General features: G+C 57.2%; 16 protein-coding genes. 7 read left to right on the top strand and 9 right to left on the bottom strand.

Annotation, left to right across the window (positions count from 1 at the left end):
• The 3 genes from IIA05_10430 to IIA05_10420 form a co-directional block, all read right to left on the bottom strand.
• Positions 1–605: carboxypeptidase regulatory-like domain-containing protein (locus IIA05_10430; protein MCH9027521.1), on the bottom strand; the 605-nt coding region annotated here is incomplete at its 3' end.
• Positions 606–862: 257 nt separating this feature from the next.
• Positions 863–1,585 (bottom strand): hypothetical protein, encoded by a 723-nt coding sequence (locus IIA05_10425; GenBank protein MCH9027520.1) that lies wholly within the window; start codon positions 1,583–1,585, stop codon positions 863–865.
• Between the two features lie 130 nt (positions 1,586–1,715).
• Complete coding sequence (locus tag IIA05_10420; GenBank protein ID MCH9027519.1) at positions 1,716–2,384, bottom strand: class I SAM-dependent methyltransferase; 669 nt, start codon at positions 2,382–2,384, stop codon at positions 1,716–1,718.
• Between the two features lie 52 nt (positions 2,385–2,436).
• Between IIA05_10420 and cpdA the strand changes: the two genes are divergently transcribed.
• Genes cpdA through IIA05_10405 form a run of 3 tightly spaced genes read left to right on the top strand, consistent with a single transcriptional unit; the run spans position 2,437 to position 4,770 of the window.
• Positions 2,437–3,249 (top strand): 3',5'-cyclic-AMP phosphodiesterase, encoded by an 813-nt coding sequence (gene cpdA, locus IIA05_10415; protein ID MCH9027518.1) that lies wholly within the window; start codon positions 2,437–2,439, stop codon positions 3,247–3,249.
• Positions 3,250–3,296: 47 nt separating this feature from the next.
• Positions 3,297–3,863 carry a class II aldolase/adducin family protein gene (locus tag IIA05_10410; protein ID MCH9027517.1) on the top strand — a complete coding sequence of 189 codons (567 nt, stop codon included), beginning with the start codon at positions 3,297–3,299 and terminating at the stop codon, positions 3,861–3,863.
• Position 3,864: 1 nt separating this feature from the next.
• Positions 3,865–4,770 carry a TraB/GumN family protein gene (locus tag IIA05_10405; GenBank protein ID MCH9027516.1) on the top strand — a complete coding sequence of 302 codons (906 nt, stop codon included), beginning with the start codon at positions 3,865–3,867 and terminating at the stop codon, positions 4,768–4,770.
• A gap of 55 nt (positions 4,771–4,825) precedes the next feature.
• On the opposite strand, the gene IIA05_10400 is transcribed toward IIA05_10405, so the two are convergent.
• Positions 4,826–4,990, bottom strand: coding sequence for a rubredoxin (locus tag IIA05_10400; GenBank protein ID MCH9027515.1), 165 nt, complete (start codon positions 4,988–4,990; stop codon positions 4,826–4,828).
• Between the two features lie 286 nt (positions 4,991–5,276).
• Here IIA05_10400 and hemL point away from each other — a divergent pair, with 286 nt between their 5' ends.
• Positions 5,277–6,545 carry a glutamate-1-semialdehyde 2,1-aminomutase gene (gene hemL / locus IIA05_10395; protein MCH9027514.1) on the top strand — a complete coding sequence of 423 codons (1,269 nt, stop codon included), beginning with the start codon at positions 5,277–5,279 and terminating at the stop codon, positions 6,543–6,545.
• An 18-nt stretch (positions 6,546–6,563) separates the two neighbouring features.
• Here the strand turns inward: hemL and IIA05_10390 are convergent, their stop codons facing one another.
• From IIA05_10390 to IIA05_10375, 4 genes are all read right to left on the bottom strand, one after another.
• A complete protein-coding gene (locus IIA05_10390; protein ID MCH9027513.1) occupies positions 6,564–7,154 on the bottom strand; it encodes an LON peptidase substrate-binding domain-containing protein in 591 nt (196 codons plus the stop codon).
• A gap of 143 nt (positions 7,155–7,297) precedes the next feature.
• The gene (locus IIA05_10385) at positions 7,298–7,915 is read right to left on the bottom strand and encodes a UbiX family flavin prenyltransferase (GenBank protein ID MCH9027512.1); all 618 of its coding nucleotides are present in this window, start codon (positions 7,913–7,915) and stop codon (positions 7,298–7,300) included.
• A 3-nt stretch (positions 7,916–7,918) separates the two neighbouring features.
• Positions 7,919–9,280, bottom strand: a complete 1,362-nt coding sequence (gene mpl, locus IIA05_10380) for a UDP-N-acetylmuramate:L-alanyl-gamma-D-glutamyl-meso-diaminopimelate ligase (protein MCH9027511.1) — start codon at positions 9,278–9,280, stop codon at positions 7,919–7,921.
• 12 nt (positions 9,281–9,292) lie between these two features.
• Positions 9,293–9,811 carry a hypothetical protein gene (locus IIA05_10375; GenBank protein ID MCH9027510.1) on the bottom strand — a complete coding sequence of 173 codons (519 nt, stop codon included), beginning with the start codon at positions 9,809–9,811 and terminating at the stop codon, positions 9,293–9,295.
• Positions 9,812–9,942: 131 nt separating this feature from the next.
• On the opposite strand from IIA05_10375, the gene rnd reads away from it, so the two are divergent.
• Complete coding sequence (gene rnd, locus IIA05_10370) at positions 9,943–11,031, top strand: ribonuclease D (GenBank protein ID MCH9027509.1); 1,089 nt, start codon at positions 9,943–9,945, stop codon at positions 11,029–11,031.
• 8 nt (positions 11,032–11,039) lie between these two features.
• Here the strand turns inward: rnd and IIA05_10365 are convergent, their stop codons facing one another.
• Entirely contained in the window at positions 11,040–11,684 is a 645-nt protein-coding gene (locus tag IIA05_10365) for an adenylate kinase (protein ID MCH9027508.1), read from the bottom strand.
• 150 nt (positions 11,685–11,834) lie between these two features.
• On the opposite strand from IIA05_10365, the gene IIA05_10360 reads away from it, so the two are divergent.
• A complete protein-coding gene (locus IIA05_10360) occupies positions 11,835–13,115 on the top strand; it encodes a 6-phosphofructokinase (protein MCH9027507.1) in 1,281 nt (426 codons plus the stop codon).
• A gap of 97 nt (positions 13,116–13,212) precedes the next feature.
• The gene (locus IIA05_10355; protein MCH9027506.1) at positions 13,213–15,252 is read left to right on the top strand and encodes a sodium-translocating pyrophosphatase; all 2,040 of its coding nucleotides are present in this window, start codon (positions 13,213–13,215) and stop codon (positions 15,250–15,252) included.
• The last annotated feature ends 23 nt before the right edge of the window (positions 15,253–15,275 follow it).

The following is a 15,275-nucleotide window of genomic DNA, read 5'->3' as shown; positions in this document are numbered from 1 at the left end:
AGTCGAAAATAGCCTCCGGCGTCACTGCGAGTCTGATCGATCAGCTCGGCTTCACCCGACCAGTTACCGCGTCCCTCGTCGCCCTGGGTGAGCACTTCTATCTCTGCTCCCGCCAGCGGACTGCCATCCAAATCCAGCACTCGACCCGAGATCGATGTGCCCGGACCCAACTGAAAGTCGAGTTCATCCGACTCGCCGACCCAGGTCCAGGACTGCCGTTGCGGTGCAAAGTCCTCCTGGCGTGCAACCACCTGGTAGACGGCCGGTGGCAGCGCTTGCACCTGGATCAGATAGCGGCCATCGGCGTTGGTGATCGCCTGGGCGACCACCTTAGGGGGTAGCAACGAAATTCGACCGAGGGCACGCTCGCGAAGGATGCGATCGCGCTGCACCGGGTTGGCCCTGGTCAGAGCTGTGCTCGGTCGCAGGAAAATAGTCGCCCCCGCGATAGGGCGAGTGTCCAGGTCCGTTACCCAACCCTGAAGCACGATTACCGATGCGCTCTCACTGTCCTGCTGTTGCATGTGCGCCTCGTCGAGCGGCAGCGATCGCTTCTCGTTCGGCTGGCGTTGGACCCAATCTGAAGGATTGTTCTGTTCCGTCACCGGAGCAGGGTCATCGTTCAGAGGCAAGCGCTCATGTTGGCTTGGGAGAAGCCAGAACAGAACGGCGAAGAGTGCCAAGAGTGAGAGCCCCAGGAGAGAAAATCGTCTCATGGGCGATTATCCTGCTTCGCTTAAAACAGATCGCCGTGCCACGCCTCGGTTACACCTCTGGGCGGGACACGCCAGTTCGTTTATCTCGACGAATGGGTCCTCTCGAGACGCCGGAATTTCAGCGTGCTCCGCGGGTGGCTCACAAGTCACTGAATCTCGGTTATGGTGGCGAAGAAACTGGCATCAACATCATCATCAATGATTTCCCGATTAACGCTACCCTTAAAAACCAATGCGTCCTTCTGGCCATCCCACAGACAGGCTTTGGTCGCAGCAATCGTCCAAGTGCCATCGTTTATGCGCGTGACCGTTACCTTCGTCCCACAGGGCGCACCTGCCGGGGCGCCATAAGTCAAGGTATTGCTGTTGTCTGTAGCCCCATCAACCTTGTAACTGATGGCGAGACCAACCATCCCCTCTTGGCCACCGCTAACGCTCTCGCTATCCAAGGAACACAGGTCAAGACCACTCGGGTCACCACTTTTGTCGAACTTAAGAACAACCTTTTTTTGCAGCGCGCGTATTCCGCTATCCGCCACATCGATATTGATATTGAGGTACCGAGTCATTGACTTGCCTTTTCCGCTTTGCATGGTATCGAAGCCAAAACCGGGACCGTTTCCGGTAAACACCAATACCTTGTCTGTACCATGGCAGTATTCGCCACCGTCAAAGCCATCACTGGTGACCTCATGACTATCGGCGAAGTCAATGCAGAAGTTGATCTCGCAGCTTGTACCAGATTTGTCAGGCTTCCCATTACCCTTACCGTTACCGTTCTCCGGCTTTTTAGCGTATCCCGTGGCGCTCAGGCCAATGGAAAGTACAAAGATCGTACAAAGAAGAAGCAGTATTGATCTTTTTGGCATTCTATTTCTCCCCTTCACTGTGATTGGGTTTCGATTCCCGCATATACGCATTGAATCGGATCAAGCATATATCTTCGTGAGCTATTCCACCACTCAGGCGGCAAAAACCAAAGCCTATGAATCACTGGACTCAGAAGTTTTTCTTGCGCGCCAGCGTCAGGCCGTCACCGATCGGGACCAGGCTGATGTCCACCCGCGCGTCCCCCAGCAGTGAGCGGTTGAATTTGCGGATCGCCTCGGTGTCCGGGTCATTCTTGTCGGGATCGATTACCGCGCCGCCCCACAATACGTTGTCGACAGCAATCAGCCCGCCGGGACGGATAAGCCGCAACAGCAATTCGTAATAGGCGGCATAGCTTTCCTTGTCGGCATCGATAAAGGCGAAATCGAACCGCTCCTCCTGACCCTGGTCCAGCAGCATCTGCAGGGTTTCGTTCGCCGGCGCCAGGTGCAGGTGTATGCGCCCCTCCAGGCCCGCCTGCCGCCAGTACCGTTTGGCGATACCGGTCCACTCCGCATTGACATCACAGGCGATAATCTCGCCATCATCGGGTAAGGCCAGGCCGACAGCCAGGCTGCTATAACCGGTAAAAACACCGACTTCGATATACCGCCGCGCATCGATTAGCTTCGCCAGCAAGGCCATGAACTGGCCTTGTTCAGGCGCTATTTGCATATTGTGCATGGGATCTGCCGCCGTTTCTTCGCGCAAAGCCTTTAAAATCGGGGCCTCACGGAGCGATATTTCGAGCAAATAATCGTACAGCGGCTGATCCAGCTTTATCGTACGCTTTGACACAGTTCGCATCCTGGTTAAAATCCTAATGATATCATTCGTCTCTATGAATACCGTGACGGACAATCCGGGCCACGGCGACACTCTGCGACTCCTGCAGGTTACCGACCCGCACCTGAGCGCCAACATCGGTCGCGCCATGCGTGGCGTCGACACTTATCGCTCGCTGCAGGACGTCCTGGATCAGACTGCGGGTCTTGGCTGGCTACCCGATGCAATTCTAGCCACCGGCGACCTGGTTCATGACGGCACCCGGGAAGGATATGAGCATTTTCACAAGTTGCTGAGACGGTTTGCCGCCAGGAACAATGCCAGGGTATTTACCCTGCCGGGCAACCACGACGATCCGGAAACGATGCGGGAGATCCTGTCGGATACCCCATTCCAATACTGCGGCCACGCAGACCTGGCGACCTGGAGAATGATTTTCCTCGATACCTGGCTGGCGGTCGACGCCGGTGGTCTGCTGCGCGACAGCGAACTCGAACGGCTCGATGGTTTGCTCGACGAGGCAGACAACAAACATGTACTGGTGTGCCTGCACCACCACCCCATCAATATGGGCAGCCGTTGGCTCGACAGCGTGGGGCTACGCAATGCCGACCAGTTTCTCGAGATCATTGACCGTTATGCCAACGTGCGCGGTGTGGTCTGGGGCCACGTACACCAGGAGTCCGACAACATCCGCAACGGTGTGCGCTACCTGAGCAGCCCCTCGACCTGTGCCCAGTTCAAACCCCATAGCGACGATTTTGCACTGGATGAGTTGCCGCCCGGGTTTCGCTGGCTGGAACTGGCTGCCGATGGCTCCATCGACAGCGGTGTCGAATGGATGAACACCCCTGCCGACAAAACCGCTGCCCGTTAATACCGGCAGACTTCCCGCGCAAGCATCGCTTCCCATAGAATGCGTCGATGAACTCGAAAGACGAACTGGTGCGATATTACCGCTGGCTGCGGCAGTACGGGTTGAACGATTCTCACTCCGGCAATGCCTCGATAAGAAACCAAGACGGGGTCTGGGTAACCCCCAGCGGCTGCTGCGCGGATACGTTGGTTGCCAAAAACCTTATACGCTGCGTCCTGGATGAAGATCCGCCGGCTGGCGCTTCACTGGATGCCCCGTTGCACCTATCGGTTTACCGTCGCTCGCCAACGACCAACGCGATTCTGCACAGCCATGGCCCGCATTGCATCGCCTTGACGCTGGATGGTGAGGAATTGGCGCCGAGGGATTTTGAGGGCGCCTTTTATTTCGATCACGTGCCGTTGCTGAACATCGAATACAGCGATTACCTGGCCCAGTCGCCGGCCGCCGTTGCCGAGGCACTGAGCCAGGCAAAAGTTGCGATTGTCAAAGGCCACGGGGTTTACGCGCACGGCGAAAACCTGGATCTCGCTTACAAGTGGACATGTGCCCTGGAAGCGTCGGCGAGAATTATTTACCTGGCCAGGCAAAACCAGCCGGCGAGAGGCAGCTGACATGAATACCCCGAAATCCCGCTATCCCCGCCGATTTTTCAACGCCGTTGCGCTGCTCGTATTTCTCATCCCATCACTGGCAGCAGTGGCCGGCCCGGAACAACGGGGTCTGGTTTATGCCGTGCAATCAGACCAGGTAACGCTGTACCTGGCCGGATCGATTCATGTCCTGCGCGAGGAAGACTACCCACTGCCCGCTGTATTGAGCGAGGTTTACCGGAAATCAGATGCGTTGATCATGGAACTCGATCTCGACGACCTGGACCCGCTGGAAAGTACCACGTTGATCCGTTCACTGGCGATGGCTCCGGGCGGCAGCAGTCTCAGATCCTTGATGGGCGACGCCTCCTTCAACCGTTCCAGAGAAAGTGCGCTGGCGCTGGGCATAGACCTGGAACGATACGCCGCGGTGCGCCCATGGTTTGCCGCACTGATGGTGCTGGAGTGGTCGCTGAGGCAGGCCGGCTACTCACCGGAGATCGGTGTTGAGCAGCACTTCCTCCGCCAGGCGATGGCGGATAACAAGCCAGTGGAAGGTCTGGAAACCATGGAGCAACAGCTGAATATCTTTGCCTCTTTGAGTGATGCCGACCAGGCCATGTTTCTCGAAAAAACGCTGGCGGAACTCGACCAGTTGACGGGTGAGATCAAAAAGCTGCTGGAGGCGTGGAAAACGGGCGACGTACAAGCGCTCGAAATGTTATTGCTCGATTCATTCGACGAATATCCGGAGCTGTTCGATGAGCTGATCGACCAGCGGAACCTGGCGTGGGAGCAGCAACTGACAGAAATTCTCCGGCTGGGCACGCAAGACTATATGGTCATCGTCGGGGCACTGCACCTGCTCGGCGAGCATGGTGTGATCGAATTGCTTCGTAAGCGCGGATTCAAAATCCACCGCTTGTAACCGGCGCCGGCTTTAGCCTGCCTGTCGCCAGGGATCGTGGATCATGAGTGCGGGTCTAGATTTCGACCATTTCGAAGTCTTCCTTGCCGGCGCCGCAATCCGGGCAGCGCCACGACAAGGGCACGTCGTCCCAGCGGGTACGCGGTTCGATTCCGGAACCCGGATCGCCCTGCTCTTCTTCATAAATATACCCGCAAATAACGCACATATAGGCTTTCATCAAACACCGTTTTCCTAGTCAAACCCTGGCTGCATTGTCGCATGTTCTCCGGTAGCCTGTCTGATTTAGGGGATCGAAGCGAGACCGGTGGGAAATAGAGACGAGACTTTCGATCGATCATGGCAAATAGTGATTCTATAAAACCAGAATGATCGAATATATGGGACTATTTCAGGCCGCCACAGTAGATTAGTCCCAGGTCAGACAGACTCCGCTACACTTGCAGTTATGAAACCCGACCCAGGAAAGGTTCGCCGGATGGTCAGGCTAAACCACGGAGAAAGCATTGACTCTTTTTAGCCATGCAACGAAATACATACCGGGTGGCGTGAACTCCCCGGTCCGTGCATTTGCCGGCGTAGGTGGTGAACCTGTTTTTATCAGCAAGGCATTGGGTTCACGCGTTACCGACAGCAACGGCCGCGAGTACATCGACTACGTTGGATCGTGGGGCCCCATGATTTTGGGTCATGCGCACCCGAAAGTGATTCAAACGGTCACCGAACGAGCCCGATTGGGCCTGAGTTTTGGCGCACCTACGGAAATCGAGACCGAGCTGGCCGAACTGGTCTGCCGCCTGGTGCCATCGGTGGAAATGGTTCGCATGGTCAGTTCGGGAACCGAGGCGACCATGAGCGCGATACGACTGGCTCGGGGATATACCGGGCGCGAGTTGCTGCTCAAGTTTGAAGGCTGTTATCACGGCCACTCCGATTCCCTGCTGGTCAAGGCGGGGTCAGGCGCTCTTACGCTTGGCGTGCCGACCTCACCCGGCATCCCGGAGGCAGTTGCCGCCAGCACCTTATGCCTGCGCTACAACGATCCACAACAGTTGCTGCAATGTTTTGCCCAGCATGGCAAGGACATCGCCTGCGTCATCGTGGAACCGGTAGCCGGCAACATGAACTGCGTTCCGCCGGTTGCCGGCTTCCTCGAGGAATTGAGAAAACTTTGCAGCGAACATGGCAGCGTGCTGATTTTTGACGAGGTCATGACCGGATTCCGGGTCGCACTGGGCGGAGCACAGCAACGCTATGGCGTGATGCCCGATCTGACCACCCTGGGAAAAATCATCGGCGGCGGCATGCCGGTCGGCGCCTTTGGCGGCCGCTGTGACATCATGGAACAGCTTGCGCCATTGGGCCCGGTCTACCAGGCCGGCACCTTGTCCGGCAACCCGATCGCCATGAGCGCGGGATTGCAGACCCTGGAGTTGATCAGCGAACCCGGGTTCCATGACCGCCTGGAGAAAAGCTGCAACGAGCTGAGCGCGGGACTGCAGAAGATCGCGGATCAGGCAGGGGTGCCGTTCAGCAGCAACGCCGTCGGCGGCATGTTCGGAATATTTTTTAGCGACGACTCGCCGGTCACCTGCTTTGAACAGGTCATGGCTTGCGATCAGGATCGTTTCAGAAAATTCTTCCACGGCATGCTCGATGCCGGCATTTATCTCGCCCCATCGGCCTTCGAGGCGGGATTTATCTCGTCGGCACACAGCGAGCAGGATATTGAAACGACGCTGGAGGCGGCAGCGAAGGTATTCAGCGACCTGTAACTAGAACGGCAACGATGATTATTCGTCGTCGGCCCTGCTCTCCCGGATCATGCCCTGTAACTGACGCAGCCGGGCCAACGGTTCGGCGATTTCCAGACACGCCTGCTTGTCGACCATGTCCAGCGGCAGCAACTCTGCCAGCCGATTGGCCACCCAACCGGCGTTTTGCATGTCTCTGCTGACGCTCGCGTATTGCTCTTCCAGGCTATTCAGAATTTTTTCCAGCACTTCGGCCATCAGCGCATATTCGACCGGCACCAGGGTTCCCGGGTCTTCTTCGAGGACGTCCACGCGCCCTACATTCAGCCCATCGGGAAGCGTCTCCGCCTGCAAAACCCGAAACCTGGCTCCCCCGTGAACCACGATCCCCAGGATGCCATCGTCACCCTGGCTCCAGTCGACGATCCTGGCAATCGTACCCGTCGAATAGATAGATGAAGTCTCTCCCTCGGAACCCGACTGGATCTGGATAACGCCAAAATCCTGTTCGCCTTTGAGACTGCGGCGAATCATGTCCAGGTAACGGGTTTCAAAAACTCTCAGCGGTAGCGGTCCGCCGGGAAACAGGACGGTATGTAAAGGAAACAGGGCTATGGTCTGCAGATTCATGGTGCCGATTTCACAGCGGGAAATATCTCTAGTCCCCTCTGGTCTAAGCATAGTATGCGACCGGCAATTTGCCAGCCATTGATATGGGTCATATGGACAACCGGCGGTTGCTGGTTGCTAGGCAACGGATCGCACTGGCCGTTTTAACTGCCCCAGGGTTTTAAAAGCTGATGCGGAATATCCAGCTGGTCCAGTATGCGCGCGACCACAAAATCGACCAGTTCGTCCACGCTTTCCGGCCGCCCATAGAAACCCGGACTGGCGGGCAGAACGATGGCGCCTGCCCTGGCCAGCCGCAGCATATTTTCCAGGTGGATGATCGAAAATGGGGTCTCCCGCGGCACCAGAACCAGTTTGCGCCCCTCTTTGAGCATGACATCGGCGGCTCTTTCGATCAGGGTTTTGCTGGCGCCGGCGGCAACCGCTGACACGGTCGCCATGCTGCAAGGGCAAATCACCATCGCATCAATTCTTGCCGACCCGCTGGCCACCGGCGCGGTCCACTCCTCTCGACCGAAAACCCGCAGCCGATCCTCGGAAACCGAGAATTTTTCTTGCAGGACGCGGGCAATTTCACTGCTGCGGCCCGGCAAAGCTAAATCCGTTTCTTCCGCAATTACGATCTGGGCGGGTTTGGACAACATCAGGTAAACCCGGTGACCGGCGCCAAGCAGACACTCGAGCAAGCGGATGCCGTATTGCGCGCCGGAAGCACCGCTCCAGGCCAGGCTTATGGTTTTTTTTGCGTCTTGCCGGTCCACTGATCAGGCTCCAGTATCGGTTGCCAGGCCATCCAGCAACTTTTGATGAATTTGGTTAAACGCGCCGTTGCTCATCACCACGACGATATCACCCTCGCGCGCATCATCCACGATATCCATGGTCATCTCATCGGTATCGTCATAAACGCTGAAGTGCTGACCTGGCAGAGCCATGCTTTCGTCGAGATCCCAGGCTAGATCGGCTGGCCTGAACAACCAGGACCGATCGGCCGGCCGCAGGGATTCGGCGAGGCGATCGCGATGGACGCCCAGGCGCATGGTATTGGAACGGGGCTCGAGCACCGCGTGAATACGAGATCCCGGGTGCGCCTCTTTAATCCCTTCAAGCGTCGCCCTGATCGCCGTCGGATGATGGGCAAAATCGTCATACACGGAAACGCCCCTTACCTCACCACGCAATTCCATCCGCCTTTTGACACCGGCAAAGCGGCTCAACGATGCCACGGACGAGGCCAGCGTAACACCAGCATGTCTTGCCGCGGCCACCGCGGCAAGCGCGTTGGCAACATTATGATCGCCGTTCATCTGCCAACTGCACTCAGCCTGATCCGTTTGGGCAAAACTGATTTGCAATCGTTGGCTGGACGGATCGTGCCTTGCCTGCCACTCACCATCCCCAAGAAATTTTTCACAACGGGTCCAGCAGCCCTGCCCGATCACCTCAGTCAAATTATCGTCATCGCCATTGCAGACAATAAGGCCATCGCCAGGCACGGTTCGAACCAGGTGGTGAAACTGCGTCCCGATAGCAGACAGGTCCGGGTAAATATCGGCATGATCATATTCGAGATTATTCAACACCAGGGTGCGCGGCCGGTAATGAACAAATTTTGCGCGTTTGTCAAAAAACGCCGTATCGTACTCATCCGCCTCGACCACGAAGAACGGCGCGTCACCCAGTCGTGCCGAGCCGGAAAAATTTCCCGCCACACCGCCGATCAGAAATCCCGGGTTCAGGCCGGCATCTTCCAGAATCCACGCCAGCATGCTGCTGCAACTGGTTTTGCCGTGGGTCCCGGCAACGGCGAGCACCCAGCGGTCCTTTAGTATATTCCGGGCCAGCCATTCCGGTCCCGAGGTGTAGGGCAAGTTACTGTTCAGCAACGCTTCTACGACGCCCCGGCCGCGTGACATCACATTGCCAACAATGACCTCATCGGGTCGGGATTCCAGTTGCGCCGGATCGTCTTCATCCAGGATCGCGACCCCGAGAGACTCGAGCTGGGTGCTCATTGGCGGATAAACCTGCCGGTCGCTGCCGGTGACCTTATGGCCGGCTTCTCTTGCCAGCGCCGCCACGCCGCCCATAAAAGTCCCGCAAATGCCAAGTATGTGTATGTGCATCGGGATCCGGTCTCAGGAATCGGCGCCAAACAGAAATGAAAAGACTGCCACGCTGGAAAAAAAATAACAGATACCAATCAATATTCCCAAGCCGAATCGAATATCCAGCGCCCGATGAACGATTTGACCCACCACCGCAATCGACCAAATCAATATGACCATCATCAGCAAGGTCGGCAATTGTGGGTCGGTTTGCGCATCGAGCAGATGCTGCATCCAGTTCATTACCGGGAAGGCAACCAGGTAGAGCAACGCGCCGGTTCCGAATAACGCAGTCAGTGTTTGTTGCAGGCGGGCACGGCGTTGGTAAATAACCAGCAACGAACCATACCAAAGCAGCATCATGCTGACATCAGCCAGCGCTTCGAGAAAAATCTGCTTCGCATCCTCCGCGTAAACCGATGATGTCGCTATGGTCCCGGCGGTATAAAACAGCAGACTAAACACCAGCAGAAACCGGGACGCCGGCAGATCTTCCGGTCCGCGGCGAAAAAAAGCGATTCCAGCGAATACCTTCAGCAGAAGGCTCATGTCTGCGTCCTGTCGTGCCAGTCAGTGGGCATGATACCCTCTGCCCGGATTTCACCCAATCAAACAATCGCCGGATACTTCCACGGGTGCAACACAGGTATGTCTTTGTGAGCAACATTCCCACATTAGCCGTGCGAATTATTAGCAACGAGGCTGATCTCGCTGATGCGATTGCACAAATCGCCAGTTCGCCGATGATCGGGCTGGACACCGAATTCCGGCGCGAAGATACTTATTATTCCCAGTTATGCCTGATGCAGATCGCAACCCGGCACGCGATATTCCTGATCGACAACCTGACGATACCGGATCTCGCCCCCTTGTTCGAATTACTGGCGAACCGCAAGCAACTAAAAATCATGCATTCCGCTCGCCAGGATCTCGAACTGCTGTTGCAATTCGCGGATGAACCTCTGCAACCGGTATTCGACACCCAGATCGCGGCCGCGTGCCTGGGCGATAACCTGCAACTTGGATATTCGACGCTGGTGGAGCAACTGATGAGCGTCAGCCTCAGTAAATCCCAGACCCGCACCCAGTGGTGCGCGAGACCGCTGACCCAGGCACAACTTGATTATGCGGCCGAAGATGTTCTGTACCTGATCCCGATGATGGAACGCTTGCAAGCGCAAATCATCAATGGCGATCGCGAACGCTGGTTCAAGGAAGACAGCGTCGAACTGTATAACCGCAAGTTGTATGAACAAGACGACCACACTGCATGGCAGCGAGTTAAAGGGGCCGGCAAACTGGTGGCAAAACAGCGCGTGAGACTCAAAGCCCTGGCCGGCTGGCGCGAGAAAACCGCGAAGCACGAAAATCGGCCAAGGCAATGGATTGTCAGGGACGCGCCATTGGTCGAACTGGCCCGCCGGAATCCCGAAAAAACTGAAGACCTGGCCGGAATCAAGCACCTGCCGACAGCAAAACTCAGGCGTTATGGATCTGCGATGCTCACGGCGCTGGCCCAGGAAACTGGCGAATCGGTCCCGGGCAACAGCATCGCGCGGCTCGGTGAGGCGGAAAAGGCCCTGCTAAAAAAACTCAAGGTCCTGCTGGTGCAGCGCGCCGGCGAACTACAGGTGCAACCCGAATTACTCGCGGGCAGGCGTGACTTGCAGGCGCTGGCCCGCGGCGAAACAGACACCAGGGCCACCCGTGGCTGGCGCCGTGAAGTTATCGGCGGTGACTTGCTGGCAATCGCGGCCGGGACCAGGTAGAAGGGCCTTCAAAAATTGAGAGCCTCTTGCATCCGCTGGGAGACTTCCTCGACCGTCCCCATCGCATCGACCACTCTGAGCAAACCGGCCGAGCGGTAAAACTCGATCAAAGGCCGGGTTTGTTCCAGGTATACATTGAGACGATTGGCGATGGTTTCCTCGTTGTCGTCATCGCGATGAAGCAATTCTCCGCCGGCGGCGATACATGCGTCCAGATCCCGCTGCGGGGAAAAATGAATATTGAGGACCTTGCCGGTAACGGAACAGGTGCGTCGGCCGGTCAGCCGTTTGCTCAGGATTTCCGGATCGATATCGAGCAGCAGAACTGCATCCAGCGGTTTTTCGATATCGGTCAGTAACTGAGCCAGATCCTCCGCCTGCATGCTATTACGAGGAAATCCATCGAGGATGAACCCGTTGCGCGCATCATCCCTTTCCAGGCGCCGTTTGATTATTTGCAGTACCAGTTCATCCGATACCAACCGGCCAGCATCCATATCTGTCTTGGCCCGCAAGCCCAGCGCGCTTGCCGATTTCAGTTCCGCGCGCAATAAATCTCCGGTAGAAACCTGCGGAATTCCATGACCAGCAACCAGTTTTTGCGCCTGGGTACCCTTGCCTGAACCCGGTGCGCCCAGCAATACGATCCTCAAAACGGCTCCTTCCTTGACTGCTACCGACCGTGAAGGCCGGAACCCTAACGTCAGCGGGAGATTAGGTCAAACCTTATGATGCGAGCGCCGGAATCAGGTATGCTTGGCCGCTGTTTAAACCGGCCCGACCCCGGGCAAGACAAAAAAACGATGCCCAAGAAAAACGTCTTTTATGCGCAGTCGGGCGGTGTGACCGCTGTGATCAACGCCTCGGCTTGCGGCGTCATCGAAACCGCGCGGAAACACCGCGACAGAATCGGCACAGTCTATGCCGGCCGCAATGGCATCATCGGCGCGTTACTGGAAGACCTGGTGGATACCAGCAAGGAAAGCGCTGCCACAATTGCCGCGCTGCGCCACACGCCGGGCGGGGCATTTGGGTCCGCCAGGTTCAAACTCAAAGGCCTGGAAGAAAACCGCTCGGAATACGAGCGCCTGATCGAAGTGTTCAAGGCGCACGACATCGGCTATTTTTTCTATAACGGCGGTGGCGATTCCATGGATACCGCACTAAAGGTATCGCGGATCGGTCGTCAACTGGGCTATCCGGTCACCTGTATCGGCATACCGAAAACGGTGGACAATGACCTGCCGGTCACCGATACCTGCCCGGGTTTTGGTTCGGCAGCCAAATACATCGCCGTCTCAACCCGCGAAGCTGCACTGGATGTGGCCTCCATGGCGCGCACTTCAACCAAGGTTTTCGTCTTCGAAGTCATGGGCAGGCATGCAGGATGGATAGCCGCGGCAGCCTGCCTGGCGGGAGAAAAGCCCGGCGATGCCCCGCATATCATCCTGCTACCGGAAGTGCCGTTTGCGCAGACGCGGTTCCTGACCCGGGTAAAGGAATGCGTCGCCAAGTATGAATATTGCGTGATCGTCGTATCGGAAGGCACCCGCTTCAGGAATGGCCGCTTCCTGGCTGAGGCCGGAACCCGGGATGCATTTGGCCACGCTCAGCTCGGTGGCGTCGGGCCAGTCGTCGCGGAAATGATCAAGAAAAAACACGGCTATAAATATCACTGGGCGGTTGCGGACTACCTGCAGCGCTCTGCACGGCACCTCGCATCCAGCGTCGATGTGAAACAGGCCTACGCGGTTGGCAAAGCGGCGGTGGAACTGGCCCTCAAAGGTCACAATGCGATCATGCCGATCATCGTCCGCAAATCGGATCACCCCTATCGTTGGTCGATCGGGCATACTCCGTTGAGCCGGGTTGCCAACCGGGAGAAAATGATGCCCGCCCGCTACATCAGCAAAGACGGCTTTGGCATCACGGCGGCTGGCCGGCGATATCTGGCGCCATTGATTCATGGCGAGGATTACCCGCCTTACCGAAACGGAATGCCGCGATACGTGGAGCTAAAAAATATTGCCGTGCCACGCAAATTAAAAAAAGGATTCAAGATACAGGCGCTCGCACAGGCGTGATCGCTAAACGACCCCGGCTTGCCGGGGCTGAAATTTGTCGGTGACAGGAATTGCAGGGGATTCCCCGGTGTTTGTTTTTTTATTGGGAGGTTAAGAAATGGCAGATATGGCACTTTGGATTGCTCTTGGGGCGGCGGTGCTGGCGCTGGTTTACAGTGCGTTTTCAGCAAAGTGGATTATGGCCCAGCCCGCGGGCAATGAAAAAATGCAAAGCATTGCCAAGGCGATTCAGGAAGGCGCCAGCGCCTACATGAACAGGCAATACCGCGCGATCTCGATGGTCGGTGTGGCGCTGCTCGTCATCTTGTGGATAGCACTCGGCAGCCTGACCGCGATCGGCTTTGCGATCGGTGCAATATTGTCGGGAATGGCTGGTTTCATCGGCATGAGAATCTCGGTGCAGGCAAACGTGCGTACCGCGCAAGCCGCGCACCAGGGCATTAACGCCGCGCTCAAAGTCGCTTTTCGTGGCGGCGCGATTACCGGCATGCTCGTGGTCGGCCTGGGATTGTTCGGTATCGCCGCCTATTTCATGGTTTTGAAAACGCTGGGGCACGGCACCACGGAAATCCTCCACGCATTGGTCGGGCTGGCATTCGGCGGTTCGTTGATTTCGATCTTTGCCCGGCTGGGCGGCGGAATTTTCACCAAGGGCGCTGATGTCGGCGCCGACCTCGTCGGCAAGGTCGAAGCGGGAATTCCCGAGGACGACCCGCGCAATCCGGCCGTAATCGCCGACAACGTCGGTGACAACGTCGGCGACTGCGCCGGCATGGCTGCCGACCTGTTCGAAACCTATGCGGTCACCATCGTGGCCACGATGCTGCTTGGCAGCCTGCTGCTGGGTGGTGCCGGCGATGCTGTCATTGTCTACCCATTGGTTCTTGGTGCGGTATCCATAGTCGCGTCGATCGTCGGAACATTTTTTGTCAAGACCAAAGACGGCGCAAAGATCATGAATGCGCTGTACAAGGGCGTAATCGTTTCCGGCGTCATTGCGGCAGTGGCGTTTTATTTTGTCACCGACTGGATGATGACCGGTATCGCGGATCTCAGCGCGCTGAACCTGTGGTTTGCATCGCTGATCGGCCTGGGTTTGACCGCATTCATGGTGGTAGTCACCGAGTACTACACAGGGACCGAATTCGGCCCCGTACAGCACCTGGCGAAAGCCTCCACAACCGGGCACGCGACCAACATCATCGCTGGCCTGGGCCTGTCGATGAAAGCCACCGCACTGCCGGTAATCGCCGTTTGTCTTAGCATCTATGGCGCGTACGAGATGGCCGGTTTGTATGGCATCGCCATCGCGGCCACCAGCATGCTGTCGATGACCGGCATGATCGTCGCGCTGGATGCTTTTGGCCCGATCACCGATAACGCGGGCGGCATCGCCGAGATGGCGGGTATGCCCGAGGAAATCCGGCGTATTACCGATCCGCTGGACGCGGTCGGCAATACGACCAAAGCGGTTACCAAGGGCTACGCGATCGGCTCGGCCGGCCTCGCAGCGCTGGTCCTGTTCGCGGATTTCACCCACTACCTGGACAAATCCGTGGTATTCAGCCTCGATAAGCCGGCCGTCATTATCGGCCTGTTTATCGGTGGCATGGTGCCCTATCTGTTCGCATCGATGGCGCTGGAAGCGGTCGGACGAGCTGCTGGCTCGGTGGTCAACGAGGTTCGCCGTCAGTTCCGTGAAATCCCCGGCATTATGGAGGGCACCGGCAAACCCGATTATTCGCGCGCCATCGATTTGCTGACCAGGTCCGCGATCAAAGAGATGATCGTACCTTCGCTGCTACCCGTGCTGATGCCGGTCGTGCTGTACTTTGTCATGAACTGGCTGATGGGACCAGAGGCGGGAATCCTAGCGCTTGGCGGATTGCTGATCGGCACGATCGTGACCGGTCTGTTTGTCGCTATCTCGATGACTACCGGTGGCGGTGCATGGGACAACGCGAAAAAGTATATCGAGGACGGCAATTTCGGCGGCAAAGGCTCGGCAGCCCACATGGCCGCAATAACCGGAGACACAGTCGGCGACCCTTACAAAGATACCGCGGGTCCGGCGATCAACCCGCTGATCAAGATCATCAATATTGTCGCGTTGTTGCTGGTCCAGTTGCTGGTCTAGGAGCCTTTCGGGCTTAGGTGTTC

The sequence above is a fragment of the Pseudomonadota bacterium genome (genome assembly GCA_022572885.1).
GTDB lineage: Bacteria > Pseudomonadota > Gammaproteobacteria > Steroidobacterales > MnTg04 > MnTg04.
Note: the sequence above shows the minus strand (reverse complement) of the source record. Positions and strands in the feature narration are given on the sequence as shown.